General features: G+C 52.5%; 21 protein-coding genes. 11 read left to right on the top strand and 10 right to left on the bottom strand.

Going from position 1 to position 23738, the window contains the following annotated elements:
* The first annotated feature begins 115 nt into the window (after nucleotides 1-115).
* Nucleotides 116-946: an outer membrane protein assembly factor BamD gene (locus K6123_RS17705; protein ID WP_221800180.1), complete on the top strand. Its 831-nt coding sequence runs from the start codon at nucleotides 116-118 to the stop codon at nucleotides 944-946.
* A 78-nt stretch (nucleotides 947-1024) separates the two neighbouring features.
* Here K6123_RS17705 and K6123_RS17700 read toward each other — a convergent pair whose 3' ends face one another.
* Nucleotides 1025-2659 (bottom strand): NAD+ synthase, encoded by a 1635-nt coding sequence (locus tag K6123_RS17700; RefSeq protein ID WP_221800178.1) that lies wholly within the window; start codon nucleotides 2657-2659, stop codon nucleotides 1025-1027.
* Between the two features lie 100 nt (nucleotides 2660-2759).
* On the opposite strand from K6123_RS17700, the gene K6123_RS17695 reads away from it, so the two are divergent.
* From K6123_RS17695 to K6123_RS17650, 10 genes are all read left to right on the top strand, one after another.
* Nucleotides 2760-4301, top strand: coding sequence for a sensor histidine kinase (locus tag K6123_RS17695; RefSeq protein ID WP_221800175.1), 1542 nt, complete (start codon nucleotides 2760-2762; stop codon nucleotides 4299-4301).
* Nucleotides 4298-5662 carry a sigma-54-dependent transcriptional regulator gene (locus K6123_RS17690; RefSeq protein WP_221800173.1) on the top strand — a complete coding sequence of 455 codons (1365 nt, stop codon included), beginning with the start codon at nucleotides 4298-4300 and terminating at the stop codon, nucleotides 5660-5662. Before K6123_RS17695 ends, K6123_RS17690 begins: the two co-directional genes overlap by 4 nt.
* A 111-nt stretch (nucleotides 5663-5773) precedes the next feature.
* The gene (locus K6123_RS17685) at nucleotides 5774-6358 is read left to right on the top strand and encodes a GspH/FimT family pseudopilin (protein WP_221800316.1); all 585 of its coding nucleotides are present in this window, start codon (nucleotides 5774-5776) and stop codon (nucleotides 6356-6358) included.
* A 102-nt stretch (nucleotides 6359-6460) separates the two neighbouring features.
* On the top strand, nucleotides 6461-7054 hold the full coding sequence (locus K6123_RS17680) for a pilus assembly PilX family protein (RefSeq protein WP_221800171.1): 594 nt from the start codon (nucleotides 6461-6463) through the stop codon (nucleotides 7052-7054).
* Nucleotides 7055-7069: 15 nt separating this feature from the next.
* Nucleotides 7070-7408 (top strand): hypothetical protein, encoded by a 339-nt coding sequence (locus K6123_RS17675; RefSeq protein ID WP_221800170.1) that lies wholly within the window; start codon nucleotides 7070-7072, stop codon nucleotides 7406-7408.
* A 10-nt stretch (nucleotides 7409-7418) separates the two neighbouring features.
* Nucleotides 7419-10985 (top strand): PilC/PilY family type IV pilus protein, encoded by a 3567-nt coding sequence (locus K6123_RS17670; RefSeq protein ID WP_221800168.1) that lies wholly within the window; start codon nucleotides 7419-7421, stop codon nucleotides 10983-10985.
* Entirely contained in the window at nucleotides 10985-11476 is a 492-nt protein-coding gene (locus K6123_RS23260; protein WP_343224013.1) for a GspH/FimT family pseudopilin, read from the top strand. The genes K6123_RS17670 and K6123_RS23260 overlap by 1 nt, the downstream gene beginning before the upstream one ends.
* Nucleotides 11473-12093: a prepilin-type N-terminal cleavage/methylation domain-containing protein gene (locus tag K6123_RS17660; protein WP_221800166.1), complete on the top strand. Its 621-nt coding sequence runs from the start codon at nucleotides 11473-11475 to the stop codon at nucleotides 12091-12093. The genes K6123_RS23260 and K6123_RS17660 overlap by 4 nt, the downstream gene beginning before the upstream one ends.
* Before the next feature lie 38 nt (nucleotides 12094-12131).
* Nucleotides 12132-12965 (top strand): PilW family protein, encoded by an 834-nt coding sequence (locus K6123_RS17655; protein ID WP_221800164.1) that lies wholly within the window; start codon nucleotides 12132-12134, stop codon nucleotides 12963-12965.
* Nucleotides 12966-12983: 18 nt separating this feature from the next.
* Nucleotides 12984-13406: a type IV pilin protein gene (locus K6123_RS17650; protein WP_221800162.1), complete on the top strand. Its 423-nt coding sequence runs from the start codon at nucleotides 12984-12986 to the stop codon at nucleotides 13404-13406.
* A 70-nt stretch (nucleotides 13407-13476) separates the two neighbouring features.
* Here K6123_RS17650 and ispH read toward each other — a convergent pair whose 3' ends face one another.
* From ispH to proB, 9 genes are all read right to left on the bottom strand, one after another.
* On the bottom strand, nucleotides 13477-14421 hold the full coding sequence (ispH, locus tag K6123_RS17645) for a 4-hydroxy-3-methylbut-2-enyl diphosphate reductase (RefSeq protein WP_221800160.1): 945 nt from the start codon (nucleotides 14419-14421) through the stop codon (nucleotides 13477-13479).
* Nucleotides 14411-14872, bottom strand: coding sequence for an FKBP-type peptidyl-prolyl cis-trans isomerase (gene fkpB / locus K6123_RS17640; RefSeq protein ID WP_221800157.1), 462 nt, complete (start codon nucleotides 14870-14872; stop codon nucleotides 14411-14413). Before fkpB ends, ispH begins: the two co-directional genes overlap by 11 nt.
* Before the next feature lie 25 nt (nucleotides 14873-14897).
* Nucleotides 14898-15416, bottom strand: coding sequence for a signal peptidase II (gene lspA, locus K6123_RS17635; RefSeq protein WP_221800155.1), 519 nt, complete (start codon nucleotides 15414-15416; stop codon nucleotides 14898-14900).
* Entirely contained in the window at nucleotides 15416-18322 is a 2907-nt protein-coding gene (ileS, locus tag K6123_RS17630; protein ID WP_221800153.1) for an isoleucine--tRNA ligase, read from the bottom strand. Before ileS ends, lspA begins: the two co-directional genes overlap by 1 nt.
* A gap of 25 nt (nucleotides 18323-18347) precedes the next feature.
* Entirely contained in the window at nucleotides 18348-19346 is a 999-nt protein-coding gene (gene ribF / locus K6123_RS17625) for a bifunctional riboflavin kinase/FAD synthetase (RefSeq protein ID WP_221800152.1), read from the bottom strand.
* Nucleotides 19347-19518: 172 nt separating this feature from the next.
* Nucleotides 19519-21102: a murein biosynthesis integral membrane protein MurJ gene (murJ, locus tag K6123_RS17620; RefSeq protein ID WP_221800149.1), complete on the bottom strand. Its 1584-nt coding sequence runs from the start codon at nucleotides 21100-21102 to the stop codon at nucleotides 19519-19521.
* Nucleotides 21103-21233: 131 nt separating this feature from the next.
* On the bottom strand, nucleotides 21234-21500 hold the full coding sequence (gene rpsT, locus K6123_RS17615) for a 30S ribosomal protein S20 (protein WP_221800148.1): 267 nt from the start codon (nucleotides 21498-21500) through the stop codon (nucleotides 21234-21236).
* Nucleotides 21501-21660: 160 nt separating this feature from the next.
* Nucleotides 21661-22500, bottom strand: coding sequence for a 3-deoxy-8-phosphooctulonate synthase (gene kdsA, locus K6123_RS17610; RefSeq protein ID WP_425517714.1), 840 nt, complete (start codon nucleotides 22498-22500; stop codon nucleotides 21661-21663).
* Nucleotides 22501-22582: 82 nt separating this feature from the next.
* A complete protein-coding gene (gene proB, locus K6123_RS17605) occupies nucleotides 22583-23728 on the bottom strand; it encodes a glutamate 5-kinase (RefSeq protein WP_221800144.1) in 1146 nt (381 codons plus the stop codon).
* Nucleotides 23729-23738 lie beyond the last annotated feature (10 nt).

Genomic DNA, 23738 nt, shown 5'->3' with positions numbered 1-23738 from the left:
GACAACAGCCGCTGGCCACCTGTCGGGCACCTTGTTGATGCTTTGGGGTCACACAACGTCTGTGCTTTAATACCGCGCTTTGTTACCAGTATATCCAGAATCAGGAATTCTCTCCATGACACGCCACTGGCTGATGATCCTTCTTGCTGTCACCGTCACAGCCTGCTCGAACTCGCCATCCAAACCCACCGAACAAACCGAGCAAGAACTGTATAAGGAAGCCCGTGACACGCTTGAAAATGGCAGCCAGCTGGCTGCGATTGAAAAGCTCAAGGATCTGGAATCCCGTTACCCATTTGGTCGTTATGCCGAACAGGCCCAGCTGGAGCTGATTTACGCCTACTACAACAGCGCCAATATGGAGTCGGCATTGGAAGCTGCCGAGCGCTTTATTCGCTTGCACCCCCTGCACCCACAGGTTGACTACGCCTATTACATTCGGGCACTGGCTACCTACGACATGGGTTTTTCAATGATTGAACGTCGTTTCTCCGATGACGTTGCCAAGCGTGATCCCACCCCACTGCAGGATGCCTTCCGTTACTTCTCCGAATTACTGACCCGCTTCCCGGACAGCCCTTACGTCGCCGACTCCCGTGCCCGAATGGTGTACCTGCGCGAACGGCTGGCCAGCCATGAAGTGGGTGTCGCCCGTTATTATATGAAACGTCACGCCTTTATTGCCGCCGCAAACCGTGGCCAGAAAGTGATGACCGAATACCCTCGAACCAGGGCGGTAGCCGATGCCATGGCCTTGATGATCGAAGCCTATGAAGAGCTGGGCATGAAAGATGAAGAGCAGAAGACGCTGGCGCTTCTGAAGCTCAACTATCCAGACTATCCGCAATTGCAAGACGGTGAATTCGTCAGCAGCGGGCTGGCCAAAACCGACCGTCGTACCTGGCTGGAGATCATCAGCTTTGGCTTGTTTGGTAGCGAAGACTGATATTATTTTCGCTCTGACAATAAAAAACGGCGCAAATCAGCGCCGTTTTTTATTACTGCTAACCAACTGGCCAGGCAATCAAATACCGGCTTTCCAGCCATTGGTGATTGGATAACGACGATCGCGGCCAAAGCCACGGCTGGTCACCCGCACCCCAACCGGGGCCTGACGACGTTTGTATTCATTCACGTCCACCAGCCGCACCACCCGCATGACATCTTCGCGCAGGAAACCGGCGGCAATAATATCTTCCGCGCTCATATCCCGTTCGATATAGCTTTCCAGGATCACGTCCAGCACCGGATAGGCAGGCAAACTGTCTTCATCAATCTGGCCCGGTGCCAGTTCCGCAGACGGCGGACGATCAATCACGCGCTGGGGAATCACTTCACCATCGGCCAGTGAATTACGGTAGCGTGCCAGTTCGAATACGCGGGTTTTGTAAACGTCTTTCAAAGCGCCATAGCCACCAGCCATGTCGCCATACAGAGTGGCATAACCCACCGCCATTTCGCTCTTGTTGCCAGTAGTCAGCACCATGTAGCCGGTCTTGTTGGAGACGGCCATCAGAACAACACCGCGGCAACGGGACTGCAGGTTTTCTTCGGTGGTATCAACCGCCAACCCGGCAAACTCACCTGCCAGCGATTCCATAAAGGCTTCGTACATCGGGGCAATGGAAATCGACTCATAACGCACGCCCATTTTCTCTGCCTGCAAGGCGGCGTCCTGCTTGCTCATATCCGAGGTGTAACGGAACGGCATCATAAAGGCCTGCACCCGATCAGCGCCAAGCGCATCCACCGCAATCGCCAGCGTCAATGCTGAATCGATACCGCCAGACAACCCCAACACCACGCCTTTGAAGCGGTTTTTGTTAACGTAGTCCCGCACCCCCAACACCAGCGCCCCATAAAGACTGGCCAGCTCAAACTGGTGCGCAATCGCCGGTGTATCCGCAACCACAGCGGTCAGATCGCCATTCTGAAAGCTCAGGTCGCCATGCCCTTCGACATATTCCGGCAACTGGGCGACACATTCACCACGGGCGTTCATGGCAAACGAAGCACCATCGAACACCAGTTCGTCCTGACCGCCCACCTGATTCACGTAAACCACCGGCACTCCATGACGCTGGCAATGCTGACGCAGCAAGCCCATGCGCTCTTCCTGCTTGCCAATGTGGTAAGGGGAGGCATTGAGGTTGAGGATAACTTCAGCTCCGGCAGCCACCGCCTGATCAACCGGCTCTTGGTGCCAGATATCCTCACAGATGGTCAGGCCCAGTGATACGCCATCAACCGTCACAACCAGAGCGTCATCGCCAGTGGCAAAATAACGCTTCTCATCAAACACCTGATAGTTCGGCAGGCACTGCTTGGCGTAACGCCCCAGTGACGCGCCATCCAGCAAAACACTGGCGCAGTTAAACAGCTGATCCGCTTCACGCCACGGATATCCCGTCACGATGGCAATGCCATCGCTGGCGGCCATCAAACGCTGTAAGGCAGCCTCTATCCGCAGTTGCAGACTTGGCCGCAGCAGCAGGTCTTCAGGCGGGTAACCGGTCAGTGCCAGCTCGGAAAATACAATCACGCGCGCGCCGCGCTGGCGTGCTGCCGAGACTTCCGAGATCATGCGATCACAGTTGCCGTCGATGTCGCCAACCAGGAAATTACACTGCGCCATCGCAATGAGAAGTGACTCTGTCATGCTGTCGGGTTACCTTCTGATACTTTTCCCGGCTATTGTCGGGAAATTCCGGGTAGCAAGCAAACACTGCCAGGGAAAGGATTATGTCAGGAATGATTTTATGTCGAACAACATTGGCGATCTGATTGTAAACGGCAATCGATTGCTGAAGCTTTATAGTTACTACTCGTTAGGGATTTCCCTCATCATCATGGTGCTGCACTCCATCGACCCGGACGGCACTCTGATTGGCCACGAAGCCATTACTGCCAGCCTGATCGCCACCATCCTCTATGTGATTGTCGCCGCCAGTTTTGTCGCTATTGCCGCGTTGAGCCCAAATGTTCAGCAGGCCACCAGCTATTTTTTCCTCGAAACCGCACTGCTGACGGTGTTGATGTTTTCTTCCGGTGGCTTGGACACCGGCTTTTCCAGCCTGATTCTGGTGTCGGTGGTCGTTGCCAACCTGATCGCCCCCGGCTTGCTGGGCTTTGCCGTAGCGGCCTGGACCACACTGGCGACCCTGCTGATCCAGCATTTATTGCCCGAACGCTATGATTCCGGCCAATTGCTCAACTCCGGCATGTTCGGGTTTATTTGCTTTCTGCTGGCAGGACTGACCCAGGCGCTGTCACGCAAACTCAACAGTGCGCTGGAGCTGGCCACGTCCCAGACCAGTTACCTGAGAAAACTGCGCAACATCAGCTGGCAGGCACTGGCAGACCTGCCCAATGGTCTAATTGCCTGTGATCGCCATGATCAGATTATTTTCCATAACCAGAAAGCCCGCGAGTGGTTCAACCTGCAAAATGGGGATCCCTTACCCGACGCCCTGCGAGAACTGTTTTCAGGCCCTGAAGGTCGGCGGCTGATTCAAACCACCGATGTCCGTCTGCAAGCCAAAAAAATGCCACTTGCAGGCTCCGAAGCCGACGACTATCTGATTTACATGGAAGACCAGACCCAACTCGCCAGTGCCGCCCAGCAGCTTAAACTGGCCTCTCTCGGTCGCCTGACCGCCAGCATCGCCCATGAAATTCGCAACCCATTATCTGCACTGCGGCAGGCCAGCCAGTTACTGGCAGAAACCGATTATCTGAAAGATGACGAGCTATATCTTTGCCAGGTCATTGAACAGCACTGCCTGCGGATTAATCGCACAGTTGAGGATATTCTGCAGCTCAGCCGCAAACGCCAGCCGGTTACCGAGCAGATGCGCTTGCGCCCCTGGCTGGATCATTTCCGTGAACAATTTGACGGCCTTAATCGCGACAAGGACTATCACCTCCTGATTTACTGTGACGATGACCTCTTGTGTAGCGTCGATCCGGATCATTTACAGCAAATCCTGCATAATCTCTGTGCCAACGGCCTGCGTTATGCGCTCAAACAACACCCCAACGACGCCCGCCTGGTCATTTCAGCCGAGCTGCTGGATGGTAAACGCATCCAGCTGGACGTCATGGACAATGGCAGCGGCATCGATGACGAACAGGCTGAGCATTTGTTTGAGCCATTTTTTACCACCGAACATAATGGTACCGGCCTGGGGCTTTACCTCTGTCGCGAATTGGCGGAGGCCAATCGAGCCAGTATCCAGTATCTGAGAATCCCGACGGGCTCCTGTTTCCGTTTGATGTTGAACATGGAAAACACCGCATGAAAACCTATTCTGCCCTCATCATTGATGATGAACCAGACATCCGCCAGCTGATCAGCATGACGCTGTCACGGATGGATGTGGACTGCTATCTGGCTGGCACGGTCAGTGAAGCCCTGAAACTGCTGTCAGAACGCAGTTATCATTTCTGCCTCACCGATATGAAATTGCCTGACGGTAATGGCCTGGAAATTATCCAACTGTGCCACGCTCGCTATTCCGACATGCCCGTCGCCATGATAACTGCTTATGGCAGCATGGACATGGCCGTCAATGCACTCAAGGCTGGCGCCTTCGACGTCGTCGCCAAGCCGATCGACATCAATCGTTTACGTGAGCTATCTGAAGCCGCACTGCGGCTCAGCAAGGTGCCGATTCATCTGGAGTCACTGCCATCCAGCGATGCCCTGTTGGGTAAATCCGCTGCCATGTTGCAACTCAAGGATCGCATCCAGAAAGTCGCCCGCACCCAGGCGCCAGTGTTTATTTTTGGTGAATCCGGTACCGGTAAGGAACTCGTAGCCCGCTTGATCCACCACCAGAGTTCACGGGCGGATAAACCTTTTATTCCGGTGAACTGCGGTGCCATCCCAAAAGATTTGATGGAAAGCGAATTCTTTGGCCACAAACGCGGCGCCTTTACCGGTGCCAGCAGTGATAAAGAAGGTTTCTTCAAGGCCGCTGAAGGTGGCACCCTGTTTCTCGACGAAGTCGCCGAATTGCCGCTCGACATGCAAGCCAAGCTGTTGCGAGTCATTCAGGAAAAGGCCATTCGTTCGGTCGGCAGTGAGCATGAGGAAAATATCGACGTTCGAATTCTCAGTGCCAGCCACAAAAATCTCGAAGCCATGGTCGAAGCCGAAACCTTCCGCCAGGATTTGTATTTCCGCCTCGACGTCATCCAGATTGCAGTGCCACGCCTGAGTGAACGCCGTGAAGACATCCCCACGCTGGTGAATCACTTTATTACCAAATACAGCCGGGAATGGGGCATGCCAGCCTCTTCTGTCAGCCAGGATGCGATGCAAGGGCTGCTGGCCTATTCCTACCCAGGTAACGTACGGGAACTGGAAAACATCCTCCAGCGTGCGGTTACTATGGCGGAAGGCGATGAAATTGCACTGGCAGACCTGAACCTGCGTACCGACAGTGCCAGTAACCATGACCCGGCAAGCGCCATCTATGACCAGCAGGAAGAAACCATTGAGACCAATAATCTCGAGGCTTATCTGGAAAACATTGAGCGTAGAGCCATTATGCAGGCACTCGAAGTGACCCGCTGGAACAAAACCGCCGCCGCCGAAAAACTCGGTATCAGCTTTCGGGCATTGAGATACCGCTGTAAAAAACTCGATATCGACTAGGAAAAAAGTACCAGCAAAAATTTCGCCGAACTCAGTCGGTTGCCTGAGAGACAAGCGCCGCTCCGCAACAGAGAATAATGCATCAGCAGTGATCGTCAGGGAGGACGAAGCATGCTTGCTGCAAATTCTTTTAACTCATCAGGCTACAAACGGCAGCAGGGGTTGACCCTCATCGAGCTGATGGTGACCTTGCTGGTATTTACCCTGCTGGTCAGCGTTGGAGCTCCCTCGCTTTCCACCATGCTGGAGAGGACCGATGCCAGCGCCGACTTCGACAAGGTCATCACATCCATTAGCGCAGCACGAACGCTGGCCATCAGCACTTCGATTCCCCATACCCTGTGCCCACTCGATAATAGCTTGCAATGCCAACGTAGCTGGAACGAGCAGCTGACCCTGTTCGCAGACTACAACCGCAACCAGATTCTTGATGGCAATGATTGGGCCGTTCAGATCGTGCCTGCTGCTGACGCCAGCGTGCTGAGAGATTACCCACGTAACGCCATCTCATTCCGATCAACCGGAGCTGCCGGTGGCTATAACGGTTCATTCAGCTATTGCCGTAAAGGCTTACAAAATGACACTTACGGCAACGTTGCCATCATCTCACTGCAAGGCCGCATCCGGCGCGGAGCCGACAGTAATAACAATGGCCTGCCAGAAACCGCAGACGGCAAGGATATCCCCTGTAACTAGCCGCTTGTCGAAGCTTTCGAGCCATTAATCTGCCAGTAGTAGCTTATCGCCGACACTCAGATAATCTGACAATGTAAAAAATCCCCAAGCAAGGGTAGTTGTATGAAACATCGAATCTCATACGTCCAGCGTGGCTCCGCCCTGCTGGTCAGTCTGGCGGTACTAACGGCAATCACTGTTGTAGCAACCGTTGCGATGCAGCAAAGCACTCTTCAGGTTCGAATGGTCAACAACCTGAGTACTGAAAAGCAGGTATTAGCTGCCGCTAACAGCTTTGGTGATCGCGCTTTTTCAAATCTTGAAAACAGCTCCAGAGATAGGCTCGCCGCATTACGTAACAAGGAAAATCAGTCCATCTCGGAACAGGTCAATAACGGTACAGAAACGGATGATCTGCTGTATCGCCAGGCCAGTATTAATCCATTCAGTTCTGAGTCCTATAACTGGGAAGAGCCTAGCATCAGCAAGCTCAATGCGGTTAATAGTGTTAGCGCCTCAATTGTCTATGCATCTGATATAGCTCAGGACTCTTCCAGCAATACAGGAAATTACGCGGTAAAAAACAATAAAGATAACTCGTCTGGAGTATCTCAAAAATATCCCTATATCATGACAACCACAGCAACTGACAAAAGCGGCAATATTACGTCCTCAGTCCAGGTCGGGTTATTGATTGAAGGCGCAGCCAGCCAATAAGCACAGGAGAACCCCATGAATAAATTCCGGATTACATCTGCGCTTATCTTATTCAGCGCTATTCACGCCCATGCACAGACCAATCAGCACGTCGAGTACCATATAACACCAGATCAGCTGATTACTTTTTCACGAGAGGGAATTACAGCTTACTTATGCGGAGAGTGTAGTAAGCAGTCCTTTTCAATCACGAGTGATACAGAGTTAATGGAAAAGCAGCAAACTATTGACCTGTCCCGTGCCAGTGAGCTCTATCTGAGGAAAAATAGCAGCGTCATCTTTGTTGGTATCGATCAACAAAACAGTACTGTTGACTACATCAATTTTGGCGGTCATCCGACCGACGTTTATTAAGGAGGGGGCCATGAAACTGTATTGGTTGCTACTGATCACGCTGGGGCTGTTCCATAACAGCCTAGTACTGGCTGATGACACTGAGATTTATGTTGCCAAGCAAAGCACCTCTCAGCCTAATGTCGTTTTCCTGATGGATACCTCGGGCAGTATGGGGTACACCACCTATCAGGATGGGGTGAAAACAACCCGCCTGGCAGTAGTACAAGAAGTAGCAGGCGACGTAATCACAAACACCTCCGGGATTAATATTGCCATTGCCCGCTTCAACAGCAATTCAGAAGGCGGCAAGCTGAGTACCCCCATGCTCCCCATCGACAACACCGGTGTACGCAATATGGTGCGTGAGGTACTGAACGATTACTCAGCCAACGGCGGCACTCCCATCACGGAAAGCGTTATGGAAATGACCCGGTTTTACAATGGCTGGGAGAAAGAATTTGGTAGTACCAGCACGGACTATTCCAATCTATGTATGGTGTGGTCTGATTCAGGAACAGGGAGCTCTGGAACTGGCACAACCACAACAACTGAAACGACCAGTACCGATGTCTCTGCTACCTGGTGGTATCAATTACTGGACGAACACTCTGCCGATTTCGAAACCTACTTCCTGACTTCTGATCTCAGTAGCTGGAAAGCCTACAGCGACTTGACCATCACTAAAACACAGACTACGACGGAAAAGGTCTGTACTGGCTGGGGTTGGAGTAAAAGCTGTAAATCGGTTGAAACAACCACCTCTGTTGAAGACAGTAACGCCTATAAAATTCTGGGAGACTACGGAATTACAGAGGCCGAATACGGTGCGGGCGAGGTTCCCTGGTTTATGTCTCTGCTTGACTCTGGATACTGGGAACGATTATTTGACTCTTCAACCGGTACCTACAAGTCCTGGGATGAGCTGAGTGGAAATACCAAAAAGGCCCTTGAAAAAGTAGTCACTCAGGCTCAGTACGCAGCATATACCACCACCACTTATACTGTTGTCACCGAGACAGATTCAAGCACAGATACTGACGATACCTCTGGTTTGACATGCAGTGAGTACCTGAATCTGGATGATGTCTTTGACGGCACCACGTATGTTTCGCCTATCACCGATGAATGCCAAAGTAACCATATTGTTTTGTTTACAGATGGTGAGCCAAACAGCGACTCAAGTTCCAACTCGGATGTTCATACCCTGTTGTCTGCACTACCGTCTGCCGACTTCCCTAATGATTCAGACTTCAGTACCAGCTGCTCAGGTAGTGGTGGATGTGCCGAAGAGCTTGCATACGCTATCTATCACCGGGATAACAGCACATCGTTTGATGGTGACCAACCGATCTATCTGCACACTATTGGTGGTTTTATTGGCGGTGACTATGAAGAACGCCTGAACGATATGGCAACCTATGGCGGTGGTATTTCAGGTGCAGGGGATGACTCTGATGAATTGCGCGACGCACTCACCAAGGTATTTGAAAATATCACCTCAACTTCAGGTACCTTCGCAGCACCAGCCGTAACGGTTAACGCTTTTAACAACCTGGAGCATCTGGACCAACTTTACTATTCCGTATTTGGCCCAAAAACCACAGCGGGCTGGGATGGTAACGTCAAGCGCTACCGAATTGATACCAACGGTGATATTCGGGACGTCAACGACGATCTGGCAGTAGACAGTACAACCGGCTACTTTGCTGATAACGCCATCAGCTACTGGACTGAAAGCGAAGATTCGCCAGATGGCTCGACCGTCACCAAAGGCGGCGCTGCTCGCCGTCTGGACGATGCGTCATCCAGGGTTATTGTTTCTAATTTGGTCAGCAATACCCTGACAGCATCGGGAAATATAGTATCCACCAGCAACACCACGTTAAAGGCGCAGTCTGTTTTTGCGGATCTCAGTTCAGACGAGCTAACCAAAGTTCTGACCTGGCTGTCCGGCTATGATCCTGATTCTGCGACTACAACCTCCCGCCGGGAGATGGAAGATCCGTTGCACAGCCGGCCAGTACTGCTGACCTATGGTTCTCGAACCAATACCATTTCTGGCGAAGTAGAACCAGATACTACAATGTTTGTAGGAACCAACTCTGGCTACCTGCACGCTTTTGACACAGCAGAAAATAACCCCAAGGAGCGATTTGCCTTTATTCCCAAGGATCTGTTTGGTAGTGCCCTGGCGTATTATCAAAATGATACCGACAAGGTATATGGGCTGGACGGGCGTATTAGCTCTTACCACATTGATACCAACCGCGATGACATCATAGATTCTGATGAAAAAGCCTATATCTACGTTGGCATGCGCCGGGGTGGCCGCAATTATTACGCTCTGGATATTTCCGATCGGGACGCACCAAAACTGGCATGGACGATCGAAGGCGGATCAGGAGACTTTACCGAACTGGGCCAGACCTGGTCAGAAATGACTCCAATTACCATTCTGTGGAACGGCGAGCAAAAAGATGTACTGGTGTTTGGTGGTGGTTATGATGAAGCCGAAGATGACTACCTTCAACGTACCGACCATACAATGGGGAACGCTATTTATATAGTAGACCCGCTGACTGGAGAACTGATCTGGAAAGCCTCCAACTCTGGTGCAGACCTGAACTTGTCGGCTATGACCAGCAGTATTGTGGCAGATATTACACCGGTAGATAGTGACGGTGACGGTGACGTTGATGTCCTGTACACCGCTGATCTCGGTGGCCGTATCTGGCGTATCGACCTTGCCCAAACAGATTCGGATTCCGCTAATGCCAGCTCTCTGGCTACCGGCGGTGTGATTGCTGATCTTGGCAATGATAACACTGAAGTTAACAATGTTCGTTTCTTCAGTACGCCTGATATATCCTACACCGAACGCGGTACTTTCCTGGATGAGGACTCGAAGACTACTTACAAGGCAGGTCGTTATCAGATTGTGATCGGCTCTGGTTACCGTGCCCACCCACTAAATACCACAACGGTAGACAACGTCTATATCATCAATGATTTTGATGTTGACGGTGCTCCAGAGAGCTATGCGAATTTGAGTAAGTCGGATCTGGCCGATCTGAAAAACTTCGCCTCCTATTCGCAAACCAAACGTATGAATGGCGGATATTACGAGTTGACTGGTAGTGGTGAAAAAGTGCTCTCCGATGCTATCACCCTGAGTGGTACCAGCTATCTCACTTCATACAAACCAGTATCAACCACAGCCAGTTCAGGCTGTGAACCAGATATCGGTGAAAGTACTGTTTATACCTTTAGTATTAACTATGATGCCAGCGCATCCACAGCTACCGCTGAAGAAACAGATGAAATTTCCGATGGTTCAGATACAAGTGATGCAGATAGTGGTAGTGGTAGTGATACAGTGACAGTCAACCAGTCAACCGCCACAATGCCAGGAATTCAGGACAGCCCGATTGTTATCTATCAAGAAGAAGAACTACTGGTAGATGACGACTGTACTGGCGACGATTGTGCAACATACACATCCACCGATCGAAACATCGTCATTGGTCTGGAAGCGATTTCTGCAGTCGATCCAGTAGTACCCGTTGTCAGAACATACTGGAGGGAATTGCAATAGTGGAAGCCCAGCCACGTAACTGTGGGTTCGCGCCCTTACTGCGCGGATTCACACTCATTGAGCTCATGATTACCGTTGCAGTATTTGCAGTTATGGCGTCTATTGCTGTGCCATCAATGAGAGACTTCTACAACAATCGCCAGGCTGAAAGCCTGGCCCGCAAGCTGCAGACTGACCTGCAGTTTGCTCGTAACCATGCCATTACGACCTCATCTACTGTCGAGTTTGATGGTAACCCTACCTATAGCGATGGCTGGGCTATCCACGTGAGTGGTAGTTCAGTCGACCTTCGCATCGTCACGCTCGACAGTGATGTCACACTGACAGCCCAGCTGAGTACCGGTACCGTATTCGGATTTGACGAGTCCGGCCGGGCAATCGCTACCGGTTCAATTAAACTACAACAGTCCTACTGCACCGGTAATCGGGTTTACACCTTTCAAATATCAGCGATTGGACAAATCATCAGACAAGATGGAGCCTGCCCATGAAGCGCAATGGCAAGCCTAATCAGCCCCAGCGTGGCTTTGGCCTGGTTGAGATCATTGTCACAGTTGGCATTACGACGATAGGCCTGGTAGGACTGGTCGCTCTGATGCTTGAATCTGACCGCTCTGCACAGGACTCAGGTAGCCGCGCTCTGGCAATGACAATGGTCGAGGACATCAGTAACCGTATCTTTGCGAACCCTGATGGAATTGCCAATTACGACTCAGGAGGAGTCGTAAGTTGTAGCTCCTCTCCGTCCACTCGATGCGCGGCCTATTACAATGGCACGGCTCAGGTCGATGCAGCTTCCTGTACTCCGGAAGAAATGGCGGCCTTTGACCTCTGGGACGTTGCTTGCCCTGCAGGCGTCGTTGATAGCTCAGCAGACTTCACCCGCTCTGGCAATGCCGATTTTCTCCCAAACCCGCAACTAACGGTTGAGGTATCAAGTGGATTAGGGGAAGGAGCCACTTCAAATCAGGTTTCGATTACGGTTACCTGGGATGTCAGGACTTCCGGCACAGACAGCAGCGGTAACGAGGTTTATAACAACTCCAACGATATCACCTCGCGTAAAGCCTCTCTCACGTCAGAATTCAGTATTGAGGACGGTAACTAATGATTATCCCGTCACATTTGGCGATTCAGCAACGCGGCATGAGTTTGATCGAACTCATGATAGCTGGTGCCATCTCTATCATTATTGGTCTGGTCGTTATGCAATTAATGATTGGTTCCAATCGTTCCGCCAACCGTCTAGATGGCATGGCACAAGCTCAGGAAAATGCCCGTTTCAGTATCACTTGGTTGAGTCAAAATATCCGACATGGAGGTTATCATCCCAATATATACGCCGATACTATCCCTGCAGCAGCAAAGCCCTGTACATCCAACCTGATTCCACCGGCTGATAATGCCGACTGTGCGTATGAAGATACGGCGAACACCAAGTCTGGAGACCGTTTGGCCATTAGACGCGTTTATGAAGCGGGTACGGGAACTTCCTGGGACCAAACAACCTGTACAGGTACCGCACTGTCTACTTATGCTCTGGATGACGACGAAATTGTTGTCGACGTCTATTGGGTTGAGGCTGATTCAGATCCAACCAACATCGGCGACGATTATGATGATGTACTGCGCTGCGCCACCTATAGGGAGTCCACCGGTACAATATTAGGTAGCACCCAATCCATCGCATCTGGTGTCGAATCCATGCAAGTGCTTTTCACTGAGCCCGGTGCCGGTAACAGTGCATCAGAATATATCCGTGGCAATCAGATAACTTCGACCAACAGTACCGATATGAGTGATGTTACTGCTGTGCGAATAGCAATTTTGGCCAGAGCTTTTAGCGATGCTGCCCAGTTGGATGGATCACAAAGCTATATTCTACTGGATGCAGCACCTCTGGTATTTGACGATGGTATTCCAAGACAGATAATGGAAACCACCGTATTTTTCCCCAATCGCCCTGTAAATGAAGACTAGACTCTCATGAATAGAAATATGAGCTTTGCCAGACTTACGCGTACCAAAGGCTTTTCTCTGATTGAATTAATGGCTGTACTCGCCATTCTGGGTGTGTTGTCAGTTATTGTTATCCCTTCTTATCAGAATCATATCCAGAAGGCCTACCGATCCGAAGCTATCCAGGAAATCACCCAAGTTTTACAGGCACAGGAACGTTACTACAGTAACAATATGACCTACACCAAAGATCTGACCAAATTAGGTTACACATCAACCTACAAGGTGGCGGATGATCGCTACACCATTACAGCAGTTGCCTGCGACAGTGGAGCTACCCTGACCCAATGTATTCAGATAGAAGCTACAGCATCGACAGAACAAGCCGATGATGGTGATTTGATGGCTGATTCTATTGGGAATCAGACCCGCACCGTAGGTGGCGATACTTACGACTGGTAAGAAAAAGGGCTACCCGATCACGGAACAGCCCTTTTACTCAAATATGGTTTGTCGGGAAACATCACCCAGCTCAAACTTCCTGCAACCGCAGCTCCTTCGGCAAGGAAAACACCACGTTTTCCTTTACGCCTTCGATCTCCACCGGTGAGCTGCCACCGAGCTCTACCAAATGATCAACAACTTCCCGAACCAGCACATCCGGTGCTGACGCTCCGGCAGTAATACCGACACAGGCAACACCTTCCAACCATTTGGGCTGAATTTCACTGGCGTTGTCGAGCAAATAGGCGCGTGCACCCATACGTTCGCCAAGTTCGCGTAGACGATTGGAGTTGGAGCTGTTTGGTGAGCCGACCACCAGCAGCAGATCACATTCTGCTGCCAACTGTTTAACGGCATCCTGACGATTCTGGGTGGCGTAACAAATGTCGTCCTTACGCGGCCCCTGGATCAACGGGAAATGCTCACGCAGCGCATCAATCACCTTGGCCGTGTCATCCATCGACAAGGTAGTCTGGGTGACATATGACAAGCGTGCTGGGTCTTTTACCACCAACTCCGCAACATCTTGCTCATTCTCAACCAGGTAGATATCACCGCCCTTGCTGTGATCGTACTGCCCCATGGTGCCTTCCACTTCCGGATGCCCCTTGTGGCCAATCAACACGCATTCGCTACCATCAGCGCTATAACGCGCCACTTCCATGTGTACTTTGGTAACCAGTGGGCAAGTCGCATCGAAGACTTTCAGACCGCGATCTGTTGCGGTTTTACGCACAGCTTGGGAAACACCATGGGCCGAAAAAATAACAATGCTGTTATCCGGCACTTCGTCGAGTTCATCAACAAAGATGGCACCACGGTCACGCAGACCGCTGACAACAAACTTGTTGTGAACCACTTCGTGACGCACATAAATAGGCGGCTCGAACAGGTCGAGCGCCCGGTTAACAATATCAATAGCCCGATCGACCCCGGCACAAAAGCCCCGGGGATTGGCAAGTTTAATTTGCATCTTCGGTCTCGGCAGCTTGCTGCACTTCCAGAATCTGGACTTCAAAAATCAGTGGTTTGCCAGCCAATGGATGGTTGAAGTCCACTTCCACCCAGTCGCCTTCAACCGAAGCGATCACACCCGGCAATTCGTTATTGGAAGCGTCGGCAAAAGACACTACCAGGCCCGGTGCAATCGGCATATCAGCGGCAAAATCCGCACGTTTCATGCGCTGGACATTGTTCGGGTTGTGCTGGCCGAACGCTTGCTCGGGAGCCACTTCAAAGCTCTTGCGGTCACCGGTGACCAGTCCCAACAGCTTGTTTTCAAAGCCTTCGGGCAAGTTGCCGTCACCAACGACCATGACGGCTGGCGTACCATCAAACGTTGAGTCAATAACCTGCTCGCCATCCAGTTTCAGAGCAAAGTGAAAGGATACCTTGCTGCCGCTGGAAATTACGCCCAAAGACATAGTGCCACCTCTTGTTATCGGGTTATTAGTGGTTGCTATCTGGTTTGGTGGCGGATGCATCCGACGCAAAACTGTCGCGAATCACATCCACCGCCATCATCAGAGCACCAACCGTAATCGCTGAATCGGCAATGTTAAAAGCCGGGAAATACGCGTTATTCCAATGCACCGATATAAAATCGATCACGTGGCCAAACACAATCCGGTCAAACAGATTACCCAGTGCTCCTCCCAAAATCAGAGCAAGAGCGATGCCAAGCCAGACAGACCGTTTTGGCAAACGGCTCATCCACACCAGCAAGGCAATACTCACCACCAGCGAAATCAGGGTAAAAAACCAGCGTTGCCAGCCCGCCTGATCCGCCAGCATGCTGAACGCAGCCCCACGGTTATACAGCAGGGTAAAGTCCAGCACTGGCAGCAGGAAAACCGGGTTGCCGTAAGACAACAGGTTTTCTGCAATCTGTTTGGTGGCGATATCCACCACAAACACCAGCAACGCAATCCACCACCAACACAGGGCGGTTGTTTTTAACTTGGCCATCAGGCGTACAGGCGGACTTCGCCCTCTCCTTCTACGTTATCAACACAACGCTGACAAAGAGTCGGATGCTGTGGATTGGTTCCAACGCTGTCACTGTGATGCCAGCAGCGTTCGCACTTTTCTTGCTCGGAAACAACCACAGCAACACGCAGGCCAGCCAGTTCAGTTGCAGTGCCCAGCGACTCGTCGAACGCTTCCACGGTCGCAGCTGAGGTCATCAGCACAAACCGCAGTTCATTGCCCAGCTTGTCCAGCGCTGCTTTCAGTTCAGCATCAGCGTACAGCACCACTTCGGCACTCAGGCTGGCACCAATGGTTTTGTCGCTACGGGCTTTTTCCAACTGGCCGTTAACGGCTTCCTTGGCTTTCAGAATCTGCTGCCAGTACGCGTTATCAAAGCCGGTTTCGGCCAGGGCCGGGAAGCTGGTGTACCACTCTGCCAGGAACACGGAGTCTTCGCGCTCACCAGGCAGGTTGTCCCAGATCTCTTCAGCAGTGAACGACAGTACCGGTGCAATCCAGCGGGCCATGGCTTCCAGTACGTGAAACAAGGCAGTCTGGGCGCTACGACGTGGCAGGCCATCGGCTTTACAGGTGTACTGGCGATCCTTGATGACGTCCAGATAGAAACCGCCCAGCTCGGATACACAGAAGTTCATCAGGGTCTTGGTCAGGCCCTTGAAGTCATAATCCATGTAGAACGCGATCACTTTTTCCTGCAGCGCCCTGGTGTAGTCCACCATCCAGGCATCCAGAGGCAGCAGTTGTTCGCCATCAACCAGATCGGTTTTGGGGTCAAAGCCATTGATGTTGGCCAGCAGAAAACGACAGGTGTTACGTACCCGGCGGTAGGCGTCAGCGTTACGCTTGAGAATCTCGTCAGAAACCGTCATCTCGCCACTGTAATCGGTGTCAGCTACCCACCAGCGCAGGATGTCACCACCCAGACTGTTAAGCACTTTCTGTGGCTCAATGGTGTTGCCCAGTGATTTGGACATCTTGCGACCCTGACCATCGACGGTGAAGCCGTGAGTCAGCACAGTTTTGTATGGCGCATGGCCATAAGCAGCAGTACTGGTCAGCAACGAGCTCTGGAACCAGCCGCGGTGCTGGTCTGAGCCTTCCAGGTACATATCCGCCGGGAAAGTCAGTTCTTCACGAGCCTGACACACGGCGGTGTGGGTCACACCGGAGTCAAACCAGACGTCCAGCGTATCAGTAACCTTGACGTAATCTGCAGCCTCATCGCCCAACAGTTCAGCCGCTTGCAGATCAAACCAGGCATCAATACCGGTTTGTTCGACCTTCAGCGCCACCTGCTCGATCAGCTCAGCAGACCGCGGGTGCAGTTCACTGCTGTCCTTGTGAACGAACAGTGCGATCGGCACCCCCCAGGTACGCTGACGGGAGATACACCAGTCCGGACGATTGGTCATCATGCTTTCGATACGGGCCTTACCCCAGCTCGGACGCCATTCGACCGTGTTCTGCACTTCGTGCATCGCCTGATCCAGCAAGCCATTCTGGTTCATGGCAATAAACCACTGCGGTGTCGCACGGAAGATAATCGGGGTCTTGTGGCGCCAGCAGTGCGGGTAGCTGTGGGTAATATTGGCTTTTTTCAGCAGTGCGCCTTTCTCAGCCAGAATACCCAGAGCGCGGAAGTTACCCTTGTCGGCGGTACTGAGGCCGGTCAGTTCCAGCGCTTCCAGCGCCGGCGTGGCAATAAAGTTGCCCGCGCTATCGACCAGCATTTGTTCAGCCACCACACCAAACAGCTGGCAGACGTTATAGTCGTCGGCGCCGTGCATTGGCGCAGTATGTACAGAACCGGTACCGGAATCAGCGGTAACGTGATCGCCGGTAATGATTGGAACCAGTTTTTCAACGGAATCCTTGCCGGGCATAAATGGATGGCGAACAGCGAACGGTGCGCCCTTGCCAGCTGCCTTTTGTTCAGCGGTCCAGCCAAAAGCAGCACCTTTGGCGGTAGCAACCACTTCATAAGCAGATGCTTCGATGCCATAACGTTGCATCGCTTCAGCCACCAGATCCGCCGCCAGTACCAGCATTTCACCCTGCTCTTGCAACAGTACCAGCGAGTACTCCAGCGTTGGATGCACGGAAACCGCTTCGTTGGCAGGCAGTGTCCATGGCGTGGTGGTCCAGATGACGATGGAAGCCGTTTTGCCTTCCAGCGCCGCGTCAGCACCAAAGGCCGCCAGCAGTGCCGGGGTATCCGGGAAAGCAAACTTGACGTCGATGGCAATCGACTTCTTGTCCTGATATTCCACTTCAGCTTCAGCCAGCGCAGAACCACAGTCAGGACACCAGTTAACCGGCTTGAAGCCCTTGTGCAGGTGGCCCTTGTCGATGATCTTGCCCAGCGTCCGGATGATGTCCGCTTCGGTTTTGAAGTTCATGGTCAGGTAGGGGTTTTCCCAGTCACCAAACACCATCAGACGCTTGAAGTCTTCCTTCTGTCCGGCAACCTGCTCGGCAGCGTATTCACGACAGTGGGTACGGAATTCCGAAGCCGTGACCTTGTCACCGGCCTTGCCGACCTTTTCCTCGACCTTCAGCTCGATTGGCAGACCATGACAGTCCCAGCCCGGCACGTAAGGCGCATCAAAACCCGCCATGGTGCGGGACTTGACGATCATATCCTTGAGAATCTTGTTAACCGCGTGACCGATGTGAATTTTGCCGTTGGCGTATGGAGGGCCATCGTGCAATACGAACTTGTTGCGACCGGCACGGGCCTCACGAATTTTCTGGTAGAGCCCCATTTCCTCCCAGCGAGCCAGCATTTCAGGCTCACGATTGGACAGATTGCCGCGCATCGGGAAATCGGTATCCGGCAAATTCAGGGTGGTTTTGTATTGGCTTTCCACTTTATCGTTCATATCGGGTCGTCACTTCGGATAACGTTTAGTCAGTGCCATCCAGCTGTTCTTCACTGGAAGTAACGGCGGCGGCACTGCGGAGTGAGTTGGGCAAATCGGCAAAGTACCGTCTTGCAGTATTCTTGTCGCATGCAATGGCCTGCTTGAGTTCATCCAGACCATTGAATTTCTTTTCGTCGCGAATCTTGTGGCAAAAGGTCACGGTCAGATGATGACCGTACAGGTTGCCTGTAAAATCAAACAGGTGAACTTCCAGAGAAGGCTCTGGCACCTCGGTGATACTGGGCTTGTTGCCAACATTGGCAACACCTTCAAAGCGCTGGCCAGTGTTTTCATCCAGCACCTCAACGGCAAACACCCCTTGCAGCGGTAGCAGATGGCGCTTCAGCATTACGTTGGCCGTCGGTGTGTCAATGGTGCGGCCTAACTGGCGACCATAACCAACCCGCCCGGACATCCGGTACTTGTGACCGAGCAGCTTCTCGACTTCCGCCAGATTATTGGCCTGCAGCTCTGATCGTACCCGGGTACTACTTACCCGTTGGCCAGCGACCAGATAGGTGGATGAGTCTTCGACATCAAAACCGAATTGCTGTCCGGCAGCAGCCAGCGCCTGATAATCACCACTGCGGTCACAGCCAAAACGGAAGTCATCGCCCACAATCAGGTGGCGAACGCCGAGTGTTTGCACCAGTACCTGCTGGATAAAATCCGCCGCCGACATCGACCGCAATGCCTGATTAAACGGCAGGCACAGCACATAGTCGACGTGATCAGCATCAAGATCGATCAGCTTTTCACGCAGGTTGGCCAACCGAGCTGGCGCCTTGTCGATGGCAAAAAATTCTTTCGGTTGCGGCTCAAAAATCATCACCAGCGTTGGCAACTGATGGGAGTCCGCGACCCGGTGCAGAGCCTGCAAAATCGCCTGATGCCCCAGATGCAGGCCATCAAAATTGCCGATCGTTGCCGCGCAACCGGGAAAATCATCGGGAATGTTGTGAAGGCCGCGCAATAAACGCATCGTCGGGTCAGATCCTTAAATACTTCTGGCTCAAATACTTCCTGGCTGATTCGCTGCAACCAAGGGGGCGGATTATAGCCAAGGCGCTGCTCAGGTTACAGCCAAATAGCCCATCCGGAACGGATTGATTGGCTTGCAACACTGATAGCGCCTTGAATCCACCACTGTCAGACTAGTCAAACAGCGCACCACGTAAATGACGAGGCCGCAACCCCACCGCCAGCAGCGTGCCGATATAAGCCACCACGCCCGCCAGCACCACGGCGGACATCTGGCCAATACGCTGATGACTGGACATCGTCAGCCACTGGGCCACATCGCCAGCCAGCCACACCACCACCGCCCCCATAACCAGATTGGCAGCTACCAGCTTCAGCAGGAAACGCCACCAGCCCGGCTGCGGAACGTAAACTTCACTTTTACGCAGCCCCAGATACAACATCAGCGCATTAAAGTAAGACGACAAACTGGTTGCCAGCGCCAACCCCACGTGCGCCAGCGAAAACACCAGCGCCAGGTTCATCACCATGTTAACCACCATCGCCTGAATACCGATGCGCACCGGCGTCTTGGTATCCTGCCGGGCGTAATAACCAGGCGCCAGCACCTTGATCAGCATAAAGGCCAACAAACCAGCGGCATACGCCTGCAGCGCCGTACTCATCTGGCCAACGTCATAAGCGGTCATTTCGCCATGAAAAAAGATCGTCGCCATCAAGGGGCGAGCCAACAGCGCCAACGCCAGCGCTGCTGGTAAAGCCAGCAACAGCACCATCCGAATGGCCCAATCGATGGTTCTGGCAAACGCATCGGCTTCTTTCGCGGCATGCTTGCTGGACAGCGCTGGCAGGATCACCACCCCAATGGCGATGGCAAAAATCCCCAGCGGCAAGTTATTGAGACGGTCGGCGTAATACAGCCAGCTGACACTGCCACTTTCCAGAAACGACGCCAGCATGGTGTCCAACAGCAGGTTGATCTGACTGACTGACACCCCAAACAGCGCTGGCACCATCAGAGTCACAATCCGGATAACGCCTTCATCCCCCCGAGTTACTGTCGGCCGCACCAACAACTGCAAGCGCGCCAGAAATGGCAACTGGAACAGCAACTGAATCAGACCAGCAAAGAATACCCCCCAGGCCAATGCAAACAACGGCTCCTCAAACAGATCCGTGGCAAAGATAGTGGTGGCGATCAAAACCAGATTCAGCAGTACCGGCGTAAAAGCTGGCACCGCAAAGCGACCATAACTATTCAGGATACCGGCCGCTAGGGCCGTCATGGTGATAAAAAACAGATAGGGAAAGGTGATTCGCAACAGCTCACCTGTCATGGCGAACTTTTCCGGCTGCTTGGCAAAACCTGGCGCAAACAGCCAGGGCAAATAATCGGAAAACAACAGAGCAACCACAGTCACCCCAAGCACCGCCATCCCCAGAGTGCCAGACACCCGCGACACCAGTAACTGCACATCGGCCAGACTGCGCTGAGTGCGGTATTCACTCAATACCGGTACAAAAGCGACCGAAAAAGCCCCTTCTGCAAACAGCCGCCGAAAAAAATTGGGAATTTTGAACGCCACCAAAAAGGGATCGACCCTGGCGCCAAAGTACTGCGCCACAATAACGTCGCGCACCAATCCCAAAACCCGGCTCAACAGCGTAAACACACTGACGATGGAAGATGACTTCAACAGACTGTTGGAAGACTTGCCGGCGGTTGCCGGAGTGGCATTCTGCTTCTCTGCGCTCATGGGCTCTGGCCTTAAATTCCCTGTCAGCCGTGGGTACGGATGCGGATGATTACTGGCTGATGACAGCTATGGCCAACAGACAGACACAAAAAAGCCCGCATTGTGCGGGCTTTTTGCTGTTTCCGAAAGGATTAACCTTTCAGAGACACAACCTTGGCGTTCAGACGGCTCTTGGTACGTGCAGCAGTGTTCTTGTGCAGGATACCCTTGTTTACCATCTTGTCGATGTAAGGCTGAGCCTTGGTGAACGCAGCTTGCGCCTGATCGTATTCGCCTGTTACTACAGCAGCGTTAACTTTCTTGATGTAAGTGCGCACCATGGAACGCAGAGCTACAGTACGAGCACGACGCTTGATTGCCTGACGGGCGCGTTTACGAGAACCAGCAGAATTTGCCACAGTCGGCTCCTCAAAATTGGGTTCGTCTTAATTTTAGGGACCTGAACATGCAAGCCACCCGAGAAATAGGGCCGAGATTATCCAGACCCTTTACTAATGTGTCAAGCACGTTGGCCGCTTATTTAACCAGCAGCCCCCGGATAAATTCACCTGACCAAAATCAGTCGATCACAACTCTGTCAAATGACTTGACCAGATCATCAACCGCTTTCATCTGAGCCAGATACGGCTCCAGCTTGTCCAGTGGCAGCGCACATGGGCCATCACACTTGGCTTCATCCGGGTTTGGATGCGCTTCGATAAACAAACCACCCAGGCCCAGCGCCATGCCAGAACGAGCCAGTTCAAAGGCTTGCTGACGACGGCCACCCGCGGAATCGGTACGACCACCAGGACGCTGCAGTGCGTGCGTGGCATCAAATACTACAGGTGCCATCACTTTCATGTCGTCCATACCCAGCATGTCGACCACCAGGTTGTTATAACCAAAGCTGGAACCACGCTCACACAGCATCACACGCTCGTTACCGGCTTCGGCAAACTTCTTGATGATATGACGCATTTCATGCGGCGCCAGGAACTGAGGCTTCTTGACGTTGATTGCGGCACCAGTTTTGGCCATTGCCACGACCAGATCCGTTTGACGCGCCAGGAACGCCGGCAACTGAATGACATCAACGATTTCAGCAACCGGAGCTGCCTGATACGGTTCATGAACATCGGTGATCAGTGGCACATTGAACGTCTTTTTGATCTCTTCAAAGATCTTCAGACCCTCTTCCATGCCAGGACCACGATAGGAATTAATAGACGAACGGTTGGCCTTGTCGAATGACGCCTTGAACACATAAGGAATACCCAGCTTGCTGGTCACTTCCACATAGTGCTCGCAGATTTTCATGGCAAGATCACGGCTCTCCAGCACGTTCATCCCACCAAACAGGGTAAATGGCTTGTCATTGCTGACTTCGAGAGAGCCAACCTTTACCGATTCGATCATCATAATCCCCAAGATGTATTTGAATTTGTGGCGCTAGGATTCCCGCACCACCACAAGCTGTCAAGCCTGCGTTTGAAACTGTTTAAAAAACCACCAGATTGTCGCGATGGATCATCTCAGGCTCAGGCACAAAGCCAAGCGCCGCCTCCAGACCGGAAGACGGCGTGCGAAGAATTTTGACGGCTTCGGTACGGGAATAGTTCACCAACCCCTTTGCCACCAAACGACCAGAAGTATCCAGACAGGCAACCACTTCACCGCGTTCAAACCGGCCGTTGGCCTCAACAACACCAATCGGCAACAGACTGCGATGACCAACACGCAAGGCCCGCACAGCACCGTCATCCAGAATCAACTGGCCGCGCACCTTGAGGTGACCGGCAATCCACTGCTTACGGGCAGCTTCCGGCTCACGATCAGCAATCAACAGCGTACCAATCAGCTCTGCCTCGCGCAGACGCAGCAAAACGTTGTCGAGACGGCCGCCAACGATAACCGTATCAGCGCCAGAACGGGACGCTACAGAGGCAGCCCGCACCTTGGTCACCATGCCACCGCGACCCAACCGGCCACCACCACCAGCCATTTCAGCAAATTGGGGATCCGAGGCGCGACCTTCCAGCACCAATCTGGCATCCGGATTGTTACGCGGATCTGCGGTAAACAAGCCATCCTGATCAGTCAGAATCACCAGCATGTCGGCTTCCACCAGATTGGCAACCAGAGCACCCAGAGTGTCGTTGTCGCCAAAACAGATTTCATCCGTCACAACCGTGTCGTTCTCATTAACAATTGGCACGACACCATATTTCATCAATGCTCGCAGGGTGCCGCGGGCATTAAGGTAGCGAGTACGATTGGAAAGATCATCATGAGTCAGCAACACCTGCGCCGTGGTGCGCTGGTGCTGGCGAAAAGCGGTTTCATAAGCCTGAATCAGTCCCATCTGACCAACCGCCGCCGCAGCCTGCAATTGATGCACTTCATCTGGCCGATTATGCCAACCCAGCCGGGTCATACCCTCGGCAATCGAGCCGGATGACACCAGAATAACTTCGTGACCCAGACGCTGAAGCTCAGCCATCTGGTCAACCCATGACTGCATTCCCTCGCGATTCAAGCCCTTGCCGTCATTCGTCAGCAAGGCACTGCCAATCTTGATAACCCAGCGCTTCTTGGCGGCAAAACGCTGTCTGTTTTCGCGGTATAGATCGACTTCTGATGTCATGGATCGGTGA

This window comes from Oceanobacter mangrovi (assembly GCF_019740315.1).
GTDB lineage: Bacteria > Pseudomonadota > Gammaproteobacteria > Pseudomonadales > Oceanobacteraceae > Oceanobacter > Oceanobacter mangrovi.
This window is presented reverse-complemented; position numbering and strand designations above follow the sequence as displayed.